A 21,899-nucleotide genomic window follows, 5' to 3' on the forward strand; every position below is an offset into this window, starting at 1 on the left:
GCGACACCCCTCCGTCAGGCCTTACGGCCTGCCACCTCCCCTAGACATTCAGCAATGCCTTTCCTTCCCTCGCCCCTCGCAGAGGGGAGAGGGTTGCGCAGACTTGGTCTTTGCGAGAGCAAAGGCTTAGTCGGAGCTGGGTGAGGGGTGGGCGCTCGCGAAGCGAGCGCGCGAGCCTTTCGGCTCGCTCAACCCCTCACCCAAGCTGCGCTAGCCAGCAGGCTGGCAAGCTTCGCTAACCCTCTCCCCTGTCCAGGGGAGAGGGGAAGAAGACGCAATTCCGAATGTCGATCCCCCTGGCAGGGGAGGAATTAGCGGTGTTGCCTCCCGCCCTCCCCGCGCCTATCGCTCCGCCCGCGACAGGTTCCCCTCGGGGATGAAAAGGGAATGGGGTGCAACGCCCCGGCTGCCCCTGCAACTGTAAGCGGCGAGCCATCCGCCATCACGCCATTGGGGTTCGCCCCCGAGAAGGCGGCGGACCGGCACCGACCCGCGAGCCAGGAGACCTGCCCGTCGCGGTCGTCTTTCGGCCGGTCAAGGTGTACCGGGCGGACGGGGCTATCCCCTCGCGCGACGACAGCGCCTTTGTGGAGACATGCCCCGATGACCGAGCCCTGTTCATGCTGAAACCCGCCGCGAACGGCCCCGCCGTGGTCGCCTGCAACACCTGTCGCCTGTCCGACGACGCGCGCGAGGACGCCGAAGGGCGGCGCGGCGGCGCGCTGCTGGTCGAGGCGTTGCGCGCGGTGAAAGCCTCCGACCCGGCCTATGCGGATGTGGCGGTCGAGGAGATGCCCTGCCTCTTTGCCTGCCAGTCCTTCTGCACGGTCCATCTTCGCTGCCCCGGCAAGGTCGGCTATGTGATGGGCAAATTCGCCCCGGACGAGGAGGCCGCGCGCGCGATCCTGGACTATGCGCGCGCCTATGCCGACAGCGACTGGGGACAGGTGCCGTACAAGCAATGGCCGCAAGGGGTGAAGGGCCATTTCCTGACCCGCACGCCGCCCGAGGGATTCATCGTCGAATGACCGCTTTCCCGACCATCGCCAGCTTCGAGACGACCCTGGCCGTGTTGCCCGCGCCGGATACCGGCGCGCGCGACGCCGCCGCGCGGCGGCAGGGACAGCTGACCAAGCCGCCGGGCTCGCTCGGGCGGCTGGAGGACATCGCGATCTTTCTGGCCGGATGGCAGGGGCGCGAGCGGCCCCGGATCGATCGCGGGCGCGCGGTGATCTTCGCGGGCAATCACGGCGTGGTCGCACGCGGGGTCAGCGCCTTTCCGGCGGAAGTGACTGCGCAGATGGTCGCCAATTTCGCCGCCGGGGGCGCCGCGATCAACGCGCTGGCCGCCGCCGCCGGGCTGGAGCTGTCGGTCGTGCCGCTCGACCTCGACCGGCCGACGGTCGACTTCACCACCGGCCCGGCGATGAGCGAGGCGGAATGCCTGGCCGCGCTGTCGGCGGGGGCGGCGGCGGTCGGCGATGCCGACCTGCTGGTGCTGGGCGAGATGGGGATCGGCAACACGACCCCCGCCGCCGCGCTGGCCGCCGCCAGTTTCGGGGGCGATCCCGCCGACTGGGTCGGTCCCGGCACCGGGGTGGATGCACGCGGCCTGTCGCGCAAGGCGGCGGTGGTGGCCGAGGGGCTGGCGCTGCACCACGAGCATCTGACCAGCGCGTTCGAGCTGCTGCGCCGTCTGGGCGGGCGGGAGATCGCGGCGATGGCGGGCGCGATCCTGACGGCACGTACCCGCGGCGTACCGGTGGTGCTGGACGGCTTCATCGGCACCGCCGCGATCGCGCCGCTGGCACTGGTCAATCCCGCGATCACCGCCCATTGCCTGGCGGGCCATTGCTCGGCGGAGCCTGGCCATATTCGGCTGCTCGACCGGCTGGACCTTGTGCCGATCCTGTCGCTGAACATGCGGCTGGGCGAAGCGAGCGGCGCGGCGGTGGCGGTCCAGGTCATCCGCGCGGCGCTGGCGGCGCATGACGGCATGGCGACCTTTGCCGAGGCGGGCGTGGCGAGCGCGTGAGCGCGTTTCGCCTGCATCTGCTTCGGCATGGCGAGCCCGAGGCGGCGGGGCGAATGCTGGGGCGCACCGACAGCCCGGCGACGGTCGAGGGCATCGCCGCCTGCGCCGCGCGCGGACGCGATCTGGCGGTGACCCGGCGGATCAGTTCGCACCTGTCGCGCGCGCGCGCCTGTGTCGAGGCGATCGGGCCCGCCACGGTCGATCCCCGCTGGCGCGAACTGGATTTCGGCGACTGGGACGGGCTGGCGCCCGAAGCGATCGACCGGACCGCGCTCGGCCGGTTCTGGGACGATCCCGATGCCGCCCCTCCGCCGGGCGGGGAGCGCTGGTCCGATCTGGTCGCGCGCGTCGCGGCGGCCATCGCCGAGCTGCCGCCCGAACCGACGCTGGTCGTCACCCATGGCGGCGCGATGCGCGCGGCGCTGCATATCCTGTGCGGGTTCGACCGCCGCACCGTCTGGGCCTTTGCGCTGCCCTATGCCAGCCTGTTGACGCTGGAGGTGTGGGACGGCCGCCCCCGCGCGGCGCAGGTGACGGGTCTGGTCACGGCATGAAAGCGCTGATCCTCGCGCTCGGTTTCCTGACCCGCCTGCCCATGCCGCGCGTCGCAGCGGACGAGGCGGATTTCGCGGCGGCGATCCGGCTCTATCCGGTCGCCGGACTGGTCGTCGGGGCGATCGTCGCGGCGGCCGCCTGGCTGGGCGCGCGGTTCGATCCCTGGGCGGGGGCGCTGGCGGGGCTGGCGGCCTGGGTCTGGGTGACGGGGGCGCTGCATCTCGACGGGCTGGCGGACCTGGCCGATGGGCTGGGCGCGGCGCATGGCGACCGGTCGCGGCTGCTGGCGGTGATGGCCGAGCCGCAGATCGGCAGCTTCGGCGTCGTGGCGCTCGCCATGCAGCTTCTCGCCAAGCTGGTGCTGCTCCACGCAATGCCCGCCCGCGCCTGGCCGATGCTCGCGCTGATCCCGGCGGCGGCGCGGGTCGGTCCGCTGGTCTGGGCGCGCGTCCTGCCGCCGTTGCGCCCCGGCGGGCTGGGGGCGATGGTGGCGCGCGCGGTGCGGCCGTTCGACATGATCGCCTGGCTGATGGCGGCGGTCCTATTGGGTCTGGCCTGTCCGCCCATCGCCGTCACGCCGCTGCTGATCCTGCCGCTGTCGTTCTGGTTCCGGCAAAGGCTGGGCGGCGTGACCGGCGATGTGCACGGCGCCGGGATCGAGCTGACCGAGACCGGCCTGCTGATCGTCGCCCTCCTCTATCTGGCGGCCTGAGCGATCCGCAACAGCGCGTCGCAATCGACATGCGCCTCCAGCACGGCGGCGATGGCGTCGAGCGCGGCGTTTACATCGGCGCGGTGATCGGGCCCCGCCCCCGCCACGCCGATCCGCGCCAGCCACGCCGCGCGCTGCCCCGCCTCGCCCAGCAGGCCATGGACATAGCTGCCCGCGACCAGCCCGTCGGCGCTCATCGCACCCTCCGCCCGGCCATCGGCGAGGTGCCCGACGGGACGTGTGGCATCCGGCCCCTCAGTCCGGCCAAGGTGAATCTCATAACCGGAAAAGACCGCGCCCAGCGCCTCGCCCGTTACCGGCCGCACCGTCTTTTCGCCGGTCAGCACCGTCTCGACATCCAGCAGCCCCAGCCCCGCGACGCTGCCCGCCGGGCCCTCGACGCCATCCGGATCGGCCACCCGCCGCCCGAGCATCTGATAGCCGCCGCACAGGCCCAGCACCGGCCGCCCGCGCCGATGATGCGCGGCGATGTCGATATCCCACCCCTGCGCGCGGACGAAGGCCAGATCGGCGATGGTCGTCTTCGATCCCGCCAGCACGATCATCGCGGCATCGGGAATCGGCTGGCCGGGGCGGACCATGACCAGATCGACCTGGGGTTCGAGGCGCAGCGGATCGAGATCGTCGAAATTGGCGATGCGCGGGGTGATCGGACAGGCGATGACCACCCGCCCCCCAGCCCCGGCGGCGGGCCGCTCCAGCGCCACCGCATCCTCGCTCGGCAGGCGGCGCGCGTCCGCCAGCCACGGGATCAGCCCCAGCGAATGCCAGCCGGTATGCCCGGCGATCAGCGCCATGCCATCGGCGAACAGCGCCGGGTCGCCGCGAAACTTGTTGACCAGAAAGCCCCGGATCATCGCGGCATCGGCCGGGTCGATCACCGCCCTGGTGCCGACCAGCGACGCGATCACCCCGCCCCGGTCAATGTCTCCGGCCAGCACCACCGGCACGTTCGCCGCGCGCGCAAAGCCCATATTGGCGATATCGCCGCTGCGCAGATTGACCTCTGCGGGCGACCCCGCACCCTCGACGATGACGAGGTCGCATTCCGCCTCCAACCGGCGATAGCATTCCACCACCTCGGGGAGCAGCCCGATCCGCCCCTCGCGCCACTTCGCGGCGGGCAGCATCCCGCGCACCTGTCCGCGCACGATCAGTTGCGAGGTGCGGTCGCCCTGCGGCTTGAGCAGCACCGGGTTCATGTCGACATGCGGTTCGACCCGCGCCGCCATCGCCTGGGTCGCCTGCGCCCGGCCGATCTCGCCGCCTTGCGGGGTGGCGGCAGCGTTGTTGCTCATATTCTGCGGCTTGAACGGGCGGACGGACAGCCCGCGATTGGCGAAGACCCGGCACAGCCCCGCCACCAGCACCGACTTGCCGACATCCGACCCGGTGCCCTGGATCATCACGCCAGCCATGCGACACCCCCCGCGACGATCCACAGCAACAGGCAGGCGCGGGCATAGATCTGCAAGCCCGTCACGATATCGGCGGGCGTCGCGCTGCGGCCGCCGCGCCCGATCCAGGGCTTGATCTGGGTCACCCCGTCATAGCTCACCGGCCCCGCCAGCGCGACGCCCAGTGCCCCCGCCATCGCCGCCTCGGGCCAGCCCGCATTGGGCGAGGCATGGGCGCGCGCATCGCGCTTCATCACCGCCCAGCCGCCCGCGCCCGCCACACAGACCAGGACCCCGGCGATCCGCGCCGGTATCCAGTTCGCGCCGTCATCGATCCGCGCCGCCGCCCAGCCAAAGGCACGCCAGCGCGGCTCCTTGTGCCCGATCATGCTGTCGGCGGTGTTGATCGCCTTATAGACCCAGACGCCCGGCAGGCCGAGCAGCAACAGCCAGAAGAGCGGCGCGACGATGCCGTCGCAGAAACTCTCCGCCAGCGTCTCGATCGCGGCACGCGACACGCCCGCCTGATCCAGCCTTTGGGTATCGCGCCCCACCACCCGCGCGACCGCCGAGCGAGCGGCGGGCAGGTCGCCGCGCATCAGCGCGTCGGCGACGGGGCGGACATGCCCGTACAGGCTGCGCTGCGCCAGCGCGGGCCAGGCCAGGACCGCACTGGCGATCCAGCCCCATCGACCGAACAGCAGATGCGCCTCGCGGTCCAGCCACCATGCCGCAGCACCGGTCAGCGCGATCAGCATCAGGATCGTCGCCACCCCCAGCGCCCGGCGGGTCGCCTCGGACCGGTCGGGCCGGTTGCCATGCCGTTCGCAGACATTGAGGAATCGGGCAAAGCCGCCCACCGGATGCCCGACCCGGGCATAGAGCCGATCGGGCCAGCCGATCGCGGCATCGAGCGCCAGCGCCACCAGCGCGATCGGATCAGCCATGACTCAATACCTTGTCCAGCCGCGCAAGCTCCGCGAGCGAGGCGGGCACGCCGAAACGCAACCGCTCGGGCGCGTCGGCAAAGGGGCGGACGAGAATCCCCGCCGCCGCCAGCCGGTGGAAAACAGACCCCGCATCGGGTGTCTCGACCATGCGGAACAGCGGACACGCCCCCGTCGCGACCAGCCCGTGCCGCGCCAGCACGGCATCGAGCGCCGCCGCGCGTTCGACCAGCGCGAGGCGGGTCGCCGCGATCCACGCGCGATCGGCATAGGCCGCGCCGCCCCAGACCATCGCATGGCTCGACACCGGCCAGTCGCCCAGCAGGTCGCGAAGCCGCGACAGCAGCGCGGGCGCGGCGATCACGAAGCCCAGCCGCACGCCCGCCAGTCCGAAGAACTTGCCGAACGAACGCAGCACCACCACCCGCTCGCCGCCGGTGAAACCGGGATCCGGCATCGCATCGGCAAAGGCTTCGTCCAGGATCAGCCAGCCGCCCGCGCGCGCCTGCGCCTCGGCCAGCCGGGCCAGTGTCCCGCCGGTATGAACCACGCCATCGGGGTTGTTGGGATTGGCGAGCAACAGGCTGCCCGCCTGCCCCGCCCAGTTCTCCAGCGCGGCATGATCGACCCGCGTCATGGCGATCGCGCCGTGCGTGCCATAGCTGGGGCGAAGCGCCACGATCGGCTGGGCCACCCCGAGCAGCGGCAGCAGCCGCAACGCCATCTCGCTGCCCGGCACCGCCGCCACGCGTTCGGCCGCGACCCCGAAATGCGCCGCCGCCAGCGCCTCCAGCCGTGCGAGCGCGCCGCGATCGGGCAAGGGCCCCGCATCGACGTCCAGCCCCTCGGGCGGCGTCCAGGGAACCGGATTGATGCCGGTCGACAGGTCCAGCCACGGCGCGGGCGCGTTCGGGAACAGCGCCCTGGCCGCGTCGATCCGGCCGCCATGATAGGTCAGCGCGGCCATTTCCGCTTGCGTCACAGCCCGGCTCCCGCGATGCGGACGGGCATGCGCACGCCCCGCACCATCCTCGTCCTCGGCGGTGCCCGGTCGGGCAAGAGCCGCCATGCCCAGTCGCTGGCCGAGGCGATGACGCCGACCGGCTGCTTCATCGCGACGGCGCAGGCCTGGGACGCGGAGATGCGCGACCGGATCGCGCGGCACCAGGCCGACCGCGACGCGCGCTGGACGACCGTGGAGGCGCCGCTCGCGCTGCCCGAGGCCATGGCCGCGCATGGCCGTGCCGACCGGGTGCTGCTGGTCGACTGCCTGACCTTGTGGCTGACCAACCTGCTGCTGGGTGAGGCCGATCTGACGGCGGCGGGGGATGCGCTGGTCGCCGCCATCGCGGATGCGCCCGGCCCCGTCGTGCTGGTCAGCAACGAGGTCGGCTTCGGCATCGTCCCCGACAATGCGCTGGCCCGCCGCTTCCGCGATGCGCAAGGCACGCTGAACCAGCGGCTGGCGGGGGTCTGCGACGCGACCGACCTGGTGGTCGCCGGGCTGCCCCTTCGTCTTTCAGGAGAGAAATGATGCGAACCGACGCCGAACATGCCGAGCGCATGGCCAAGAAGAAGGTCGCGCAGGACAGGATGGTCGCCGCGCGCGACGCCGAAAAGGGGCTGGTCATCGTCCACACCGGCAAGGGCAAGGGCAAGACGACCGCCGCGCTCGGCATGGTGATCCGCGCGGTCGGCCACGGGATGCGCGTCGGCATGGTCCAGTTCGTCAAGGGCGCGATGACCACCGGCGAGGCGGCGGTGCTGGCGCGCTTTCCCGAGGTGGACTTCCACGCGATGGGCGAGGGCTTCACCTGGAACACCCAAGACCGCACCCGCGACATCGCCACCGCGCGCACCGCCTGGGACGAGGTGAAGCGGATGATCGCCGACCCGGCCTATGACCTGATCGTCGCGGACGAGCTGAACATCGTGTTGCGCTATGACTATCTGCCGGTCGACGAGGTGCTGGAGGTGCTGGCGACAAAGGGCGCGATGACCCATGTCGTCATCACGGGCCGCAACGCCCCCGACGCGCTGATCGCGGCGGCCGATCTGGTGACCGACATGACGCAGGTGAAGCATCCCTTCCGCGAACAGGGCGTGAAGGCGCAGAAGGGCATCGAGTTCTGACCCCGTCATCCCGGCACAAGCTTGCGGCGAGGCAATCCGTTTTAAGCCCCTCCTCCCGGAAGGGGGGGGGGGTTTGGGGTGGGGGCTCGGCCACGCGCGACACAATTTGGGGCGCAGCCCTCCCCCATCCCCTCCCGCCTGCGGGAGGGGAGCGGCTAGCGGCGAGTTGAGGGACATCGTCACAACCCCTCCCCCGCCAGATCCCCGCCCCGCCGCAGCAGATACACATCCATGATCCAGCCATGCGCACGCCGCAGCGCCGCCCGGCGCGCCACGATCCGCTCGGCCACATCCGCCAGCCGCCCGGTCTCGATCGCCTGCTGCGCCATGCCCAGATACGCCCCCCACCAGATTGCCGCATCCGGCTGATCCAGCGTCGTGAAGGCGCATCCGCCGTCGAGCATCACCGCTACGCTGTCCGCCCCTTGCGGCCAGCCCGTTTCGCGCAAGCGTCGCCCAGTCGTCACCATCACCGGTGCGCCGACCGCGTTGAACGGGATGGCATGCGCCGCGCACAGCGCCTGGATGCTGGTGATCCCCGGCACCACCGTCACCCGCTCCACCGCCGCCAGCCGCCGGGCGATGCGGATCGTGCTGTCATAGAGCGAGGGGTCGCCCCAGACGAGCAGCGCCACCCGCCCGCCATCCGGCAGATGTGCGGCAATCTCCGCCGCCCAGCATTCGGCGATCGCGTCATGCCAATGCTCGACCGTATCGAGATAGACGCCCTCTGCGGCGCGCACCGGCAGGTCGAACTCGACCACCCGCACCTCCGCCCCCACCAGCACCTGCGCGCAGATGTCGCGGCGCAGATCGATCAGCTCGACCTTGTCGCCTTTACGCGGCAGCAGGATCAGGTCGGCGGCGCGCATCGCGGCCTCCGCGGCGCGGGTCAGGTGCTCGGGATTGCCCGTGCCGATGCCGATCAGGTCGAGATGGATCACAGATCCTCCATCAACGGGCCATAGAGGATCAGCGCCGCCTTGTCCGACACGCCCTCCGCCAGCCGCGCGGCCAGTCCGGCCACGGTCGAGCGGGTCAGCCGCTGGTCGGGACAGCCGACATGCTCGGCCATCAGCGCGGGCGTTTCGGGCGGCAGGCCATGCGCGATCAGCGCCTCGGCCAGCGCGGGGAAGGTCCGCTTGGGCATGAACACAACCGTCGTCGCGCTCGCATCGGCCAGCGCCGCCATGTTGCGGTCGGCGGGCAGCGCGCCGGTCACGTCATGGCCGGTCACGAACTGCACCCGCCGCGCCTCGGCCCGCCGGGTCAGCGGAATGGCGGCAGCGGCCGCCGCCGCGCTCGCCGCGCTGACGCCGGGGACGATCTCGAAGCCGATACCGGCCGCCTTCAGCGCGACCATCTCTTCCTCCAGCCGCCCGAAAATGCCGGGATCGCCCGATTTCAGCCGCACCACCCGCTTGCCCGCCAGGGCGTGATCGACCAGCAGCCGGTCGATCTCCGCCTGTTTGGGCGAGGCGCGGCCCGCCCGCTTGCCCACCGCGATCAATTCCGCATCGGCGCGCGCATGGGTCAGCATGGGTCCGGCGGCCAGGTCGTCGAACAGCACGATATCGGCCTGCCCCAGGCAGCGCACCGCCTTGAGCGTCAGCAATTCGGGATCGCCCGGCCCCGCGCCGACCAGATAGACGAAGCCGCTCACCACCAGCGCGCCACCAGATGGAAGAAGGTGCCGGTCACCGCGCCCCGCCGCGATCCGGTTTCGGGCACCGCCTCGCCCTGCGCATCGACGACATGCGCAAGCGGCGCGTCGGGCTGTTCGAGGACGGTCGAATAATGGAATTCATGCCCGCCCAATACCGCGCCCTCGGGCATCCCCGCCACCTCGCCCAGCAGGGTCGCACGGCGATAACCCAGATGCATCTTGCGCTTGGCATAGCTGGTCACGAGGCCGAGCAGCCCCGCCATCCGGTGGCTGACGCCCTCGGCATCGATCAGCGCCTCGCCCAGCGCCATATAGCCGCCGCACTCGCCATGGACCGGCCTGGTCCGGGCATGGTCGGCCAGTCCGGCGCGGAACGTATCCGCCGCCGCCAGCCGCCCGGCATGAAGCTCAGGGTAACCGCCGGGCAGCCAGACCAGATCGGCCGACGCATCGGGGGCTTCATCGGCGAGCGGCGAGAAGGGCAGGATTTCAGCACCCGCCGCCCGCCAGCCCTCCAGCATATGCGGATAGACGAAGGAAAAGGCCGCATCCTGCGCCAGCGCGATCCGCTGCGCCGGGGGGGGCGGTAGGATCACGTCGGTGACGGGCGCGGTCTTGGCATAGGCCGCCGCGCGGATCGCTTCCAAGTCGACATGCGCCGCCAGGAACGCCGCATAGTCGCCGATCAGCCGGTCGAGTTCGGGATGCTCCACCGCCTGCACCAGCCCCAGATGCCGCTCCGGCAGCACCAGATCGCCGCGCCGGGGAAGCGCGCCGAAGACCGGCAGGCCAATCTCCTCGAACCCCAGCTTCGCCAGCCGTTCGTGACGCGGGCTCGCCACGCGGTTCAGGATCACGCCCGCCACCCGCAGGTCGGGGTCATAGCGCGCAAAGCCCAGCGCGGTCGCCGCCGCCGACTGCGCCTGGCCCGACACGTCGATGACCAGCACCACCGGCCAGCCCATCCGCCGCGCCGTCTCCGCGCTGCTGCCCATGCCGGTCGCGCCGGGTCTGGCGACACCGTCGAACAGCCCCATCGAGCCCTCCGCCAGCACCAGTTCGGCATCCGCCCCGCGCTGCCCCAGCGTATCGAGCAGCGGCGCAGGCATCGCCCAGCCGTCGAGGTTGAACGACGCCCGCCCGCACGCCGCGCGGTGGAAGGCGGGGTCGATATAGTCGGGGCCGCTCTTGAACGGCTGCACCGCCACCCCCGCATCGCGAAATGCGCGAAGCAGGCCCAGCATCACCGTCGTCTTGCCGGTGCCCGAAGCGGGCGCGGCGATCATCAATCCTGGCGTCATTCGATCGTGTTCCCAGGGCGATAGCGGCGGTCATAGCCTTCCGCATACAAGCGGCTTTCGGCGAAGTCGCTCTGGTCGAGCACGCGGCCGACCAGGATCAACGCGGTCCGCTCGGGGCCGTCGGCGGCCGCCGCCTCGATGGTGGACATAGTCGCGCGGACGATCCGCTGCTCGGGCCAGCTGGCGCGCCAGACGATCGCGACGGGGCAGTCCGCGCCGTAATGCGGGGTCAGGTCGGCGACGACCCGCGCCAGATTGTGGATCGACAGATGGATGGCCAGCGTCGCGCCGGTCGCGGCGAAGGCGGTCAGCGTCTCCCCCTCGGGCATGGCGCTGGCGCGACCGGGGGTGCGGGTCAGGATCACCGACTGGGCGATGCCGGGCAGGGTCAGCTCGCTCTCCAGCGCCGCCGCCGCCGCCGCGAAGGACGGCACGCCGGGCGTGACCGACACCGGGATGCCCAGTTCGCGCAACCTCCGCACCTGCTCGCCCATCGCCGACCAGACCGACAGGTCGCCCGAATGGAGCCGGGCGACGTCCTGGCCTTTGCGATGCGCGTCGGAAATCTCGGTCATGATCTCGTCCAGCGTCATCGGGGCGGTGTTCACGATCCGCGCGTCCGGTGGACAATGGTCCAGCACCGCTTCGGGCACCAGCGACCCGGCATAGAGACAGACCGGGCAGGCCGCGATCAGGTCGCGCCCGCGCAGGGTCAGCAGATCGGGGGCGCCGGGTCCGGCGCCGATGAAGTGAACGGTCATTGATCGGGTCCTTGGGCGATGGCGCAGGTCGCCATGCGGTCGGAGGAAATCAGGCGGGGCACGACGATCCGCGCGCCCGGCCCGGCGGCGGCGAGCGCCGCAGCTTCGGCGACGCTACCGACGCCGCGACGGGCGAGGCTGACGGTCGAGCGGGTCGGCGTATCCAGGCCGTCCAGCAGGGCCGCGTCGATCGGACGGACGGACAGGCCCTGCCCTTCGGCAAAATCGGCGATGACGGCTGCGCGGTCGGCGGGCACGGCCAGCGCATCGGGACGTATCCCCGCCGCCGCCAGCGCGCTGCGGAAGGAGTCGGGGGTCGCCCCCGCCCGGCATCCGAACCCGGCGATCACCATGCGACCCGCCACTGGACGATGGGATAGCTGGCCTTCCAGCCGCGCTTCGTCCCCAGCGGCCGGGCCTGGGCCAGTTCGATCCGCAACAGTTCGCCCCCGAAACGAGCATGGCACTCGGCCAGCAAAGCCTCCGTCTCCAGCGTCACCGCATGCGCGACCAGGCGGCACCGGGGCAGGCCGCGCAGGGCCTCGACCAGCGGCCGCGACAGGCCGCCGCCGACGAAGACCGCATCGGGATACGGCCGGTCGGCGAGCCGGTCGAGCGCATCCCCCTCGACCAGTTCGAGCCGCTCGACGCCCAGCCGCAGGGCATTGTCGCGGGCGCGGGCCAAGCGGTCGGGATCGCGCTCGAAACCGATGGCGCGGGTCGTCGGGTCGCTCAGCAGCCATTCGATCGCGACCGACCCCGAACCGGCGCCGATATCCCATAATAGCTCACCGGCACGCGGAGCCAGCGCCGACAGTGCAAGCGCACGGACGGGGCGCTTGGTGATCTGTCCGTCATGCGCGAACCAGTCATCGTCCAGCCCGCTCGCGCAAGGTAGGGCGCGGCCGTCTCCCGCAGGCTCGATCGCCACCGCGACCGGGTGCGCGATGTCGGTCCCGTCGAGCGCCGCCGCCGTCGTCCGCCGCACCCGCTCGCGCGGACCGCCCAGCGCCTCCAGCACGGTCAACACGCTGTCGCCGAAACCCTGATCGACCAGCCAGGCCGCGAGCCCCGGCACCGCCGCCCCGTCGCGCATCAGCGCCAGCACCCGCCGCCCCGGTGCCAGATGCGGGCGCAGCGTCTCGATGGGGCGGGCGTGCAGCCCGACGCTCCGGATCGTCTCGACCGGCCAGCCCAGCCGCGCGGCCGCCAGTGACAGGGTCGAGGGGGCGGGATGGGCGATCCACTCGCCCGGCTCCAGATGGCGGGTCACGACCGACCCCGCGCCGAACCAGAAGGGATCGCCCGAGGCGAGCATCACCACCCGTTCCCCCCGCCGGTCGAGGAGCATCGGCACCCCGTCCGCGAACGGCACCGGCCAGACGATGCGCCGCGCCCCGCCGCACTCGGGCAGCAGCGACAGGTGACGGGCCGCGCCCATCACGCTATCGGCCGATTCGATCGCGGCGCGCGCGGGGGCGGTCAGGCCGTCCCAGCCATCCTCGCCGATCCCGACGATCGTCAGCCAGGGCCCGGAGTCAGCCATGCGCCATATCCTTCTGCTCGGCGGCACGACCGAGGCGAGCGCGCTGGCCACCGCGCTGGCAGAGCGTGGCGAGTGCGCGGTGCTGAGCTATGCGGGCCGTACCGAAGCGCCGCGCGCGCAGGCGATCCCGACGCGGGTCGGTGGCTTTGGCGGCATCGAGGGGCTGGCCGATCATATGACCCGCGAGGGCGTAACGCATCTGGTCGACGCCACCCATCCCTTCGCGGCACGCATCAGCGCCAATGCGATCGCGGCGGCCGAGCTGGCGGGCGTGAAGCTGCTCGCAATGACCCGACCCGCCTGGGACGCGTGCGCTGGCGACCGCTGGATTCGCGTCGCCGATACGGCGGAGGCCGTCGCTGCGCTGGGCAGCGAGGCGGCACGAATCTTCCTGGCGCTCGGTCGCCAGACCATCGGGGACTTCGCCGATGCTGCGCAGCATTTCTACCTGCTGCGCTTCGTCGATGCCGCCGAGGTCCCCGCCCTGCCGCGCCATCATCTGGTCGTGGATCGCGGTCCCTTCACGCTGGCGGGGGAACTGGCCCTGCTGCGCGAACACCGGATTGAGGTCATCGTCGCCAAGAATGCGGGCGGCGCGGGCGCGCGGGCCAAGCTGGATGCGGCGCGCGAACTCGGGCTGCCGGTCGTGATGATCGACCGTCCCTTCATCCCCGACCGGCCTCAGGTGGAGAGCGTCGCGGCGGTGCTCGACTGGCTCGATCACGGCGTCGTCCGCGGGGTGTAGAGGATCGGGCGACCCGAGTGCGGGATCATCCGCGTGCGGCTGGAACCGATGATGACGACGGTGCGCATGTCCGCCATCTCGCCCCGCGCCTGGGGCAAGGGCACGATGCGCAGATGCTCCTCCGGGGTCGAGACGGCGCGCGCGAACAGCACCGGGCGGTCGTCGCCGCACGTCTCGCGGAGCAGCGCAAAGGCTGCGTCCAGTGCATCGGGCCGCGCCTTGGACCGGGGATTGTAGAGCGCGATGGCAAAATCCGCCTCCGCCGCCAGCCGCAGCCGCCGCTCGATCAGCGCCTGCGGCTTGAGGTTGTCGGACAGGTTGATCGCGCAGAAATCATGCCCCAGCGGCGCGCCCGCGCGCGCGCTGGCCGCCAGCATCGCGGTGATGCCGGGCAGGACGCGGATGTCTAGGTCGTGCCACCGCGCCGGATCTTCCTCCACCCGCTCGAAGATTGCCGCCGCCATGGCGAAGACGCCCGGATCGCCCGAGGACACCACGACCACCCGCGCGCCCGCCTCCGCCATTTCCAGCGCATGGAGCGCGCGGTCACGCTCGACCCGATTGTCGCTGGCATGGCGGGTCAGGCCGGGGCGTTCGGGCACGCGCGCGACATAGGGGATATAGCCGACCACATCGGTCGCCTCCGCCAGCGCCGCCGACACCTCGGGCGTGACCATGGCGTCCGCCCCCGGCCCCAGCCCCGCGACGATCAGCCAGCCGCTCATGGCCGCCGCCCCTGCCCATGGATCAGCGCGATCGAGAAATAGGGGGCGGGTGCGTCCTCCACCTCCGCCAGCCGCCGCACGCGCTCGCCCGCCTGGGCGGCATGTTCGATCAGCCACGCCTGGTCCGACCGCCCCGCCGCCGCGATGGCACGGCGCAGCTTGGGCAGATGGCGGCCGATCTTCATCACGACCAGCGCATCGGTTTCGGCAATGCGGCGGGTCAGTTCCGGCTCGGGAAGGGTCGCCATCGCGACGGTCAGCACATCGTCGCCCCAGGTGATCGGCGCGCCGCTGGCGGTCCAGGCGCCCGACATGCCGGTGATGCCCGGCACCACCACGACGGGGGCATGGGGAAGCAACCTGCTGTGCAGGTGCATGAACGATCCGTAGAAGAACGGATCGCCCTCGCACAGCACCACCACATCCTCGCCGCGCTGCACCAGCGACAGGATATGCGCGGTGCAGGTCGCGTAGAAGGCGGACAGGCATTCATTGTAACGCGGGTCGGTGAAGACGATCTCGGTCGTGACCGGATAGTCCATCGGATATTCGACCACGTCGTCCCGCAACATGCCCTCGACGATGGTGCGCGCATGGCCGCGCCGCCCGGCCTTGCGGAAATAGGCGACGTGCCGCGCGCCGCGCACCAGCCGGTCGGCGCGGACGCTCATCAGGTCCGCCGCGCCGGGGCCGAGGCCGACACCGTGGATCGTGCCCGTCGTCATTCGGCGCGGCTCGCCAGCGCGTTGATCGCCGCGACGGTGATCGCACTGCCGCCCGGGCGGCCCTTCACGATGGCGCAGGGGACGGGCATCGCCTCCCACAGCGCGTCCTTCGACTCCATCGCGCCGACAAAGCCGACCGGACAGCCGATGATCGCCGCCGGGCGCGGACAGTCGGGGTCTTCCAGCATGGTCAGCAGGTGGAAGAGCGCGGTCGGCGCGTTGCCGATCGCGACCAGCGCGCCCGCCAGATGCGGCCGCCACAGCTCCAGCGCGGCGGCGGAGCGGGTCGTGCCCATATCCTTGGCCAGTGCGGGCACCGACGGATCGCGCAAGGTGCAGATCACCGGATTGTCGGCGGGCAGCCGCGCGCGCGTGACGCCCTCGCTGACCATATGCGCATCGCACAGGATCGCCGCGCCCGCCGCCAGCGCCTGCCGCCCCGCCGTCGCGAAGCCGCGCGAGAAGTGGATCGACGGGGCGAGTTCGACTAGCCCGGCGGCATGGATCATGCGGACCGCGACCGGCTCCTCCTCCGCATCGAAGCGGGCGAGCTCCGCCTCGGCGCGGATGATGGCGAAGGACTGGCGATAGATCGCCGCGCCATCGGTTTCGTAACTATAGGGCATCAACAGGCTCCGAGAAGCGCGACCGCCCGCTCGGGCGACAATCCGGTGTGAAGCGGTGCCGCCCCGGCGCGGGCATGGCGGGCCAGATCGAAAGCCCCCTCGCGCCCGGTCAGCACCCAGTCCGCCGCCCGTGCCCGCGCGCAGCCCTTCGCGCAACCCGAGACGTGCAGACGCCCCTCGATCGACGGCGCGAGGCGGGCGGCCAGATCGCGGGTCTCGACGCTCGCCTGCGGACAGGCGGGCGCGCCGACACAGGCGTCGACATGCAGGATCGGCGCATCGTCCAGCACCATGCCGGTGGCCGGCCGGGGAGCGACGCCCTCCGCGATCAGCAGCCGCCACGGGGTCAGCCGAACGGCACAGCCCTGGCTGCGGACAAAGGTCGCCAGCGCCGATGCCCCGATCCGGCCGAACGGCAATCCATAGACCGCACCGACCGGATGGGCGCCGGGCCGCATCGGCGGGCCGCCCTCGCCCGGCACCGCATCGCCGCTCGCCCAGTCGGGCAGATCGGCCGCGTGGCGCGCCATCCGCCCGGCGGCGGCGCCTTCGCTCTCGACGAACCAGTGCGCCAACCGGATCAGCGCATCGGCGGCGGTCCGGCGCGTAATGCGCATGCCCGCCGCCCGGCCATCGGCGCGCAGCAGCAAGTCCCCATCCGCCCCCCGCTCGATCCGGAAATCGGCGGGCGCTTCCATCAGCATCGGGGTTGGCCCCGCATCGATCGCAAAGCCGATCTTGCTCGGCAGATCGGGCAAGTCGGTCAGCCGCGCGCGCAACTCGGTCGCGATGCCATGCGAATCGTCGCCCTCGCGCCAGTCGGGATTGATCAGGATCGCGCCCCGCGCCTCGCGCACCGGATCGGGATCGACCAGCCCCAGCGCGCGGAGCGCCTCGACCATCGGGGGCCAGCTCCGCTCGGTCGCGCCGCGCAGTTGCAGGTTCGCGCGCGCCGTCAGGTCGATCTGGCCATTGCCATGGGCGTTTGCGGCCTCGCACAGCCCCTCGACCTGATGCGCCTCCAGCCGGGCCAGCGGCGGCCGGACCCGGACCAGCAGGCCGTCACCCGCCATCATCGGCCGCCACGCATCGGGGCACCAGCCCTTGACCACGAACTCGCTCATGCCGCGCCGTCCAGCATCGCCAGCACCGAGTTGCGCCGCGTCCGCCACAGCCCCGCCGCATGAAGCGCCGCGAACCGCGCCTCCATCGCCGCCAGCGCCGCCGGATTGGCCTGCGCCATGAAGTCGCGCACCTCGTCGCGGGCGAGCGTCGCGTCCCAGTACAGATCGATCAGTGACGCCGGGACCATGTCGGCCAGATGCGCAAAGCTGCCCAGATGGTCGAGCGTCGCGGCGATCTCCGCCGCGCCGCGAAAGCCATGCGCCATCATCCCCGCCATCCAGCGCGGATGGGCGGCGCGGGCATGGACGGTGCGGGCGATCTCCTCGGCCAGCGTCCGCGCCCTGGGGCTGGCCGGATCGCGCGTGTCGAGATGATAGAGCGACGCCGCCCCCTCTCCCAAGGCCACCCGCGCCGCCGCGAAGCCCGCCTGATGCGCGGCATAATCCGCCGCCAGCAGCAGATCGCTCTCGGGGAGGTCATGGACATGGACAAAGGCCTGTGCCCCCGCCACCCGCGCGGCGATCCCGTCCGCATCGCGCCGGTCGCCATCGTCGAGCGCGGTGGCCGAGGCCGCGAGCCAGCTTTCCCCCGCTGCGATCCGCGCGGCCTCGTCATAGCCCGCCTCGGGGTCCAGCCCGATGCCGTATCGGCCGGGCGCGGGGCCATAGACGCGCGGTGTCGCCTGCCCGACATAGGGGTTCCATTCGGGCTCTTCGTCGCGCTGGCCGAGAGCCCGCACCGCCTGTCCGAACAAGGCGACCAGATGCGGGAAGGCGTCGCGGAACAGCCCCGACACGCGCAGCGTCACATCGACGCGCGGCCGGTCAAAGCGCATCAGCGGCATCACCTCGAACCCCGTCACCCGTTCGGAACGGTGGTCCCAGACCGGCTCGACCCCGATCAGGTGGAGCGCCATGGCGAATTCCTCGCCCGCGGTACGCATCGTCGCCGATCCCCAGAGATCGACGATCAGGCTGCGCAGGTGATCGCCCTCTTCCTGCATGTGGCGCCGGATCAGTTCCTCGGCGAGCTTGACCCCTTGCGTCTGCGCGGCGCGGCTCGGCACCGCGCGGGGATCGATGGCGTAGAGGTTGCGGCCCGTCGGCAACACATCGGCGCGGCCCCGGTAGGGCGAACCCGATGGCCCCGCCGCCACCCGTCGTCCGTCCAGCCCCGCCAGCAGCCCGGCCCGCTCGGCCGCGCCCTGTTCGCCGCGCCCGAAGACATGGAGCCCTTCGCCGAACTGGCTGTCCTTCACGTCGCAGACAAAGGCGTCGATCCGGGCGAGCGGATCCTCCGCCCCCGCCAGCCCCAGCGTCTCGCCCAGCCCGACGCTGTCCGCCTCCTCCGCGATCAGGCCGCGCAGCCGGTCGCGGCGCGCCGGGTCGAGGCCATCGGCATTGGCATATTCGTCGAGCAGCGCCTCCAGCCGCCCCAGCCCCGCGCCGCTCCCCGCCTGGACCAGCGCCGGGGGGACATGGCCGAGGGTGACGGCACCCAGCCGCCGCTTGGCCTGCGCCGCCTCGCCCGGATCGTTGACGATGAAGGGATAGAGGACGGGCCAGTCGCGCGTCAGCGCCTCGGGCCAGCAGGCGTCGGACAGCGCAACCGCCTTGCCGGGCAACCACTCCAGCGTGCCATGCGCGCCGACATGGACCAGCGCGTCGATCGCTTGCGCGCGGAGCCAGAGGTAGAAGGCGACATAGGCGTGGCGGGGACAGCGCGACAGGTCGTGATAATCCTCGCCCCGCGCGCTCGGTCGGCCGCGTTCGGGCTGGAGCGCGACGATCGCCTTGCCCAGCGCCAGCGCGGGGAAGTGGAAGGCGTCGCCCTCGACCAGCGGATCCTGTTCGACCGCGCCCCAGCTTTCGAACAGATCGGCGCGCAACGCTTCGGGTAATGTGGAAAGTGCGTCGTGATACGCCGCCACCGGCCATGCGATTCGGTTGGCGAGCAACGCGGCGGGCAAATCCGACGGGGCTTCCACATCATAACCGGCCTCGCGCAGATCGCCGAGGATCGCTTGCGCCGAGGCGAAACCGTCCAGCCCCACCGCATGCGCCGCCTGCCAGTCCTTGCCCGGATAGGTGGACAGCAGGATCGCCAGCCGCCGCTCGGCCGCCGGGGTCGTCGCCAGCCTCGCCCAGCCCGCAACCTTGTCCGCCACGGCGGCGATCCGCGCGGGCTCGGCGCGGTGGAGGCGCAGGGCGATGTCGAAATCAGGGTCACGCTCGCCGGGTTGCTTGAAGCTGATGACCCCTGCGAACAGCCGTCCGTCGATCTCGGGCAGGACAACGTGCATGGCGAGGTCGGCGGGTGACAGGCCCCGCGCCGCGCCCTCCCAGCCCTCACGGTCGCTGGTCGCGAGCGCGACCTGGAACACCGGCACGCCCGCCCCGTCGAGCGGGGTGGTGTCGTCCTCGCCTCGCGCGGAGAAGGCGGTGGCGTTGACGATCGCGGCCGGGGCGAGCGCCGCAACCCAGCGCGCGATCCACGGGCCTGCGCCCTCGGCCTTCAGCGAGGGGACGAACAGCGCGACGGGGTCGAAGCCGCGTTCGGTCAGGGCGGCGTGGAGGGCGGCGATCGGCTCGAGGTCGGCGGCGGCGAGATAGGCACGGTAGAAGGTGATCAGGACGCGGGGGCGTGTTGCCCTGAGCAAAGTTGCGGCTGGGCAGGACAAGCCTTCTGGCATCCAGCCCCCGACCGGAGCCACTATAAAGCCTCTCTCCGGGCAGGGAGTTTCAGGTCGGTCATGCCCCCAGCATGACCTGAACGATGCGAGGCATCGTTCACCTGAAACTGGGTTGGGGAGGGGCAAGGCCGCGGGCAACTTAGCCTGTGGATAGGGCCCTCCCCCACCCCCTCCCGCCTGCGGGAGGGGCGTGTTTGTGGCCAACGCCGGTCCATCTAGCCCCTCTCCCGGCAGGGGGAGGGGTTGGGGAGGGGCAAGGGCCACGGGCGATACAACTGCCGCAAGCGCCTCCAGAGCGGCAGCCGCCGCCTCCGCTCCCCCCGCATCGCACAGCGCCGTCAGCCGCCGCACCACCGCCTGATCGACGGTGGACGCCGCCATCAAACGCCGGTCCTCCCGCCCGTCCGCTGCCAGCACCGCCAGCGCAATCCCGCGCTCGCGCGCCAACCGCTCGACTTCGCGCAGGCCATATTCCCAATAGGCCGCCCCGCCGATCAACCGGATCAGGATCGCCTTCGCATGCGCCAGCGTCTGTTCGACATAGGTGTCGACCGACAGCGGATGGACCAGCGCCGCCAGATTGGCGAGCCGCAGCGACCAGGGGAATCCCCCTGCCCGCCAGCCCGCCGCAAAGGCACTGAGGTCGCTGTCGGAAAAGGACAGCACCACCACGTCACCGGGACGCTGCCCCAGATCCTGCGGAACCGCCTGTTCCTCCAGCCCATGGCTCTCGCGAAAGACGAGATGCACTGCGCTTAGCCCTTCAGCACGCCCTCGATCGCGGCACGGTCGATCCGGTCATGCTCGGCGATGACGACCAGCCGGGTGCCGCGTGGCTCGCCCGCACCCCAGGGGCGGTCGTAGCTGGTGCGCACCCGGCGGCCGACCGCCTGGACCAGCAGCCGCATCGGCTTGCCCGCGACCGCCGCATAACCCTTTACGCGCAGGATATCCTGCTGCTCGGCGAGCGTGACGATGCGCGCGGCAATCGCCTCGGGGCTCTCCACCTCGCCCAGCATCACCGAGAGGCTGTCGAAATCGTCATGCTCGTGATCGTCCGCGCCGTCATGGTGCGAGGGGCGCGCGGCGATGTCGTCCTCGGCGGCGGCTTCCAGGCCCAGCACGATCTCGGCAGAGACGATGCCGTCGACCGCCTCGACCATGGGCAGCGGGCGCGGGGCCTCGGCGGCGATGATCTCGCGCGCCCTGGCGACGTCCTCCGCCCCCGCCAGATCGGCCTTGGTCAAGAGGACGAGGTCGGCGCACGCCAGCTGATCCTCGAACACCTCGGACAACGGCGTTTCATGGTCCAGGCTGGGATCGGCGGCACGCTGCGCCTCCACCGCGTCGAGATCGGGGGCGAAGCGGCCCGCCGCGACGGCCTCCGCATCGGCCAGTGCCACCACGCCGTCGACAGTGATGCGCGAGCGGATCGCGGGCCAGTCGAACGCCTTGAGCAGCGGCTTGGGCAGCGCGAGCCCTGAGGTCTCGATCAGGATGTGATCGGGGCGCGGCTCCATCGCGAGCAGCTTTTCGACCGTCGGGATGAAATCGTCGGCGACGGTGCAGCAGATACAGCCATTGGCCAGCTCGACGATATTCTCCGCCGGGCAGTCGGGGATGGCGCAGCTTTGGAGGATGTCGCCATCGACGCCCAGCGTGCCGAATTCGTTGACGACGACCGCCAGGCGGCGACCGCCGGCGTTGCGGATCAGGTGGCTGATGAGCGTGGTTTTTCCGGCGCCCAGAAAGCCGGTGACGATGGTGACGGGGACCTTGCTGAGGTCACGCATGCTATTTCTCCGACGCGCCGGACGAGCGAGCGCGGACACGGGACCGATCGCCGGAGCGGTGACGGACGGGCGCAGTCGAATGCGTCCGCCCCGCGTGTCGGCGACCGATGCGGCCCCGGCCGCATGGCTTCGTCGCTCCCCGACGGAGAACCGTGCCCCGACCACCCCCTGGGTCCAGGCAAGAGCGACCATGACGCCGGCAGGTCTCCTGGCTCGCGGGTCAAAGCGAGGGGATGCGCCTTCCCGGATCGCTCCAGTGGCCGTGCCTCCGATGGGGCACCAGCATCGCTCGCTCGCCGCTTACAGTTGCAGGGACAGCCGGGGATTTGCACCCCATTCCCGTTTCAAAGCCCCAAGGGGCACCGGCGCGATCTTCGGGGCGTTTCGGCCCCGA

At 71.6% G+C, this 21,899-nt stretch carries 22 protein-coding genes and 2 riboswitches; of the genes, 7 read left to right on the forward strand and 15 right to left on the reverse strand.

What is annotated here, in order from left to right; translation table 11 throughout:
- Nucleotides 1-344 precede the first annotated feature (344 nt).
- Nucleotides 345-529: riboswitch (cobalamin riboswitch) on the forward strand.
- A 91-nt stretch (nt 530-620) separates the two neighbouring features.
- The 4 genes from QE363_RS16460 to cobS are packed head-to-tail and all read left to right on the forward strand — an operon-like array spanning nt 621 to nt 3,302.
- Nucleotides 621-1,028, forward strand: a complete 408-nt coding sequence (locus QE363_RS16460) for a DUF1636 domain-containing protein (RefSeq protein ID WP_307100414.1) — start codon at nt 621-623, stop codon at nt 1,026-1,028.
- Nucleotides 1,025-2,035, forward strand: coding sequence for a nicotinate-nucleotide--dimethylbenzimidazole phosphoribosyltransferase (gene cobT / locus QE363_RS16465; RefSeq protein ID WP_309696991.1), 1,011 nt, complete (start codon nt 1,025-1,027; stop codon nt 2,033-2,035). Before QE363_RS16460 ends, cobT begins: the two co-directional genes overlap by 4 nt.
- On the forward strand, nt 2,032-2,589 hold the full coding sequence (locus QE363_RS16470) for a histidine phosphatase family protein (RefSeq protein WP_309696993.1): 558 nt from the start codon (nt 2,032-2,034) through the stop codon (nt 2,587-2,589). The genes cobT and QE363_RS16470 overlap by 4 nt, the downstream gene beginning before the upstream one ends.
- Entirely contained in the window at nt 2,586-3,302 is a 717-nt protein-coding gene (gene cobS / locus QE363_RS16475; protein WP_309696996.1) for an adenosylcobinamide-GDP ribazoletransferase, read from the forward strand. Before QE363_RS16470 ends, cobS begins: the two co-directional genes overlap by 4 nt.
- On the opposite strand, the gene QE363_RS16480 is transcribed toward cobS, so the two are convergent.
- From QE363_RS16480 to QE363_RS16490, 3 genes are read right to left on the reverse strand one after another with little or no spacing between them, the layout of a single operon-like run.
- Nucleotides 3,287-4,741 (reverse strand): cobyric acid synthase, encoded by a 1,455-nt coding sequence (locus QE363_RS16480; RefSeq protein ID WP_309696998.1) that lies wholly within the window; start codon nt 4,739-4,741, stop codon nt 3,287-3,289. The two genes, cobS and QE363_RS16480, sit on opposite strands and share 16 nt — an antisense overlap.
- Nucleotides 4,729-5,667 (reverse strand): adenosylcobinamide-phosphate synthase CbiB, encoded by a 939-nt coding sequence (gene cbiB, locus QE363_RS16485; protein ID WP_309697000.1) that lies wholly within the window; start codon nt 5,665-5,667, stop codon nt 4,729-4,731. Before cbiB ends, QE363_RS16480 begins: the two co-directional genes overlap by 13 nt.
- Complete coding sequence (locus QE363_RS16490; protein ID WP_309697003.1) at nt 5,660-6,649, reverse strand: aminotransferase class I/II-fold pyridoxal phosphate-dependent enzyme; 990 nt, start codon at nt 6,647-6,649, stop codon at nt 5,660-5,662. Before QE363_RS16490 ends, cbiB begins: the two co-directional genes overlap by 8 nt.
- 27 nt (nt 6,650-6,676) lie before the next feature.
- On the opposite strand from QE363_RS16490, the gene cobU reads away from it, so the two are divergent.
- Both cobU and cobO read left to right on the forward strand, forming a co-directional pair.
- Nucleotides 6,677-7,201 carry a bifunctional adenosylcobinamide kinase/adenosylcobinamide-phosphate guanylyltransferase gene (gene cobU / locus QE363_RS16495; RefSeq protein WP_309697005.1) on the forward strand — a complete coding sequence of 175 codons (525 nt, stop codon included), beginning with the start codon at nt 6,677-6,679 and terminating at the stop codon, nt 7,199-7,201.
- Complete coding sequence (gene cobO / locus QE363_RS16500) at nt 7,201-7,800, forward strand: cob(I)yrinic acid a,c-diamide adenosyltransferase (RefSeq protein WP_373424646.1); 600 nt, start codon at nt 7,201-7,203, stop codon at nt 7,798-7,800. Before cobU ends, cobO begins: the two co-directional genes overlap by 1 nt.
- Nucleotides 7,801-7,979: 179 nt before the next feature.
- Here the strand turns inward: cobO and cobF are convergent, their stop codons facing one another.
- The 6 genes from cobF to cbiE are packed head-to-tail and all read right to left on the reverse strand — an operon-like array spanning nt 7,980 to nt 13,074.
- Nucleotides 7,980-8,744 carry a precorrin-6A synthase (deacetylating) gene (gene cobF, locus QE363_RS16505; RefSeq protein ID WP_309697007.1) on the reverse strand — a complete coding sequence of 255 codons (765 nt, stop codon included), beginning with the start codon at nt 8,742-8,744 and terminating at the stop codon, nt 7,980-7,982.
- A complete protein-coding gene (gene cobA, locus QE363_RS16510; RefSeq protein WP_309697009.1) occupies nt 8,741-9,463 on the reverse strand; it encodes a uroporphyrinogen-III C-methyltransferase in 723 nt (240 codons plus the stop codon). The genes cobF and cobA overlap by 4 nt, the downstream gene beginning before the upstream one ends.
- On the reverse strand, nt 9,460-10,767 hold the full coding sequence (locus QE363_RS16515) for a cobyrinate a,c-diamide synthase (RefSeq protein ID WP_309697011.1): 1,308 nt from the start codon (nt 10,765-10,767) through the stop codon (nt 9,460-9,462). Before QE363_RS16515 ends, cobA begins: the two co-directional genes overlap by 4 nt.
- A complete protein-coding gene (gene cobM / locus QE363_RS16520) occupies nt 10,764-11,528 on the reverse strand; it encodes a precorrin-4 C(11)-methyltransferase (protein WP_309697013.1) in 765 nt (254 codons plus the stop codon). Before cobM ends, QE363_RS16515 begins: the two co-directional genes overlap by 4 nt.
- Nucleotides 11,525-11,881, reverse strand: coding sequence for a cobalamin biosynthesis protein (locus tag QE363_RS16525; protein ID WP_309697015.1), 357 nt, complete (start codon nt 11,879-11,881; stop codon nt 11,525-11,527). The genes cobM and QE363_RS16525 overlap by 4 nt, the downstream gene beginning before the upstream one ends.
- Complete coding sequence (gene cbiE / locus QE363_RS16530) at nt 11,875-13,074, reverse strand: precorrin-6y C5,15-methyltransferase (decarboxylating) subunit CbiE (RefSeq protein WP_309697017.1); 1,200 nt, start codon at nt 13,072-13,074, stop codon at nt 11,875-11,877. The genes QE363_RS16525 and cbiE overlap by 7 nt, the downstream gene beginning before the upstream one ends.
- Here cbiE and QE363_RS16535 point away from each other — a divergent pair.
- Entirely contained in the window at nt 13,073-13,819 is a 747-nt protein-coding gene (locus QE363_RS16535) for a cobalt-precorrin-6A reductase (RefSeq protein ID WP_309697019.1), read from the forward strand. The genes cbiE and QE363_RS16535 overlap by 2 nt on opposite strands.
- Here QE363_RS16535 and cobJ read toward each other — a convergent pair.
- The 6 genes from cobJ to cobW are packed head-to-tail and all read right to left on the reverse strand — an operon-like array spanning nt 13,795 to nt 21,505.
- The gene (gene cobJ, locus QE363_RS16540; protein ID WP_309697021.1) at nt 13,795-14,544 is read right to left on the reverse strand and encodes a precorrin-3B C(17)-methyltransferase; all 750 of its coding nucleotides are present in this window, start codon (nt 14,542-14,544) and stop codon (nt 13,795-13,797) included. The genes QE363_RS16535 and cobJ overlap by 25 nt on opposite strands.
- A complete protein-coding gene (gene cobI / locus QE363_RS16545; protein WP_309697023.1) occupies nt 14,541-15,269 on the reverse strand; it encodes a precorrin-2 C(20)-methyltransferase in 729 nt (242 codons plus the stop codon). Before cobI ends, cobJ begins: the two co-directional genes overlap by 4 nt.
- Nucleotides 15,266-15,895, reverse strand: a complete 630-nt coding sequence (locus tag QE363_RS16550; protein WP_261269916.1) for a precorrin-8X methylmutase — start codon at nt 15,893-15,895, stop codon at nt 15,266-15,268. The genes cobI and QE363_RS16550 overlap by 4 nt, the downstream gene beginning before the upstream one ends.
- A complete protein-coding gene (locus tag QE363_RS16555; protein ID WP_309697025.1) occupies nt 15,895-17,019 on the reverse strand; it encodes a cobalamin biosynthesis protein CobG in 1,125 nt (374 codons plus the stop codon). The genes QE363_RS16550 and QE363_RS16555 overlap by 1 nt, the downstream gene beginning before the upstream one ends.
- Nucleotides 17,016-20,462: a cobaltochelatase subunit CobN gene (gene cobN / locus QE363_RS16560; RefSeq protein ID WP_309697027.1), complete on the reverse strand. Its 3,447-nt coding sequence runs from the start codon at nt 20,460-20,462 to the stop codon at nt 17,016-17,018. The genes QE363_RS16555 and cobN overlap by 4 nt, the downstream gene beginning before the upstream one ends.
- Before the next feature lie 5 nt (nt 20,463-20,467).
- Nucleotides 20,468-21,505 (reverse strand): cobalamin biosynthesis protein CobW, encoded by a 1,038-nt coding sequence (cobW, locus tag QE363_RS16565; protein WP_309697029.1) that lies wholly within the window; start codon nt 21,503-21,505, stop codon nt 20,468-20,470.
- A gap of 180 nt (nt 21,506-21,685) precedes the next feature.
- Nucleotides 21,686-21,887: riboswitch (cobalamin riboswitch) on the reverse strand.
- Nucleotides 21,888-21,899: the final 12 nt, after the last annotated feature.

The organism is Sphingomonas sp. SORGH_AS_0870 (assembly GCF_031453175.1).
GTDB lineage: Bacteria > Pseudomonadota > Alphaproteobacteria > Sphingomonadales > Sphingomonadaceae > Sphingomonas.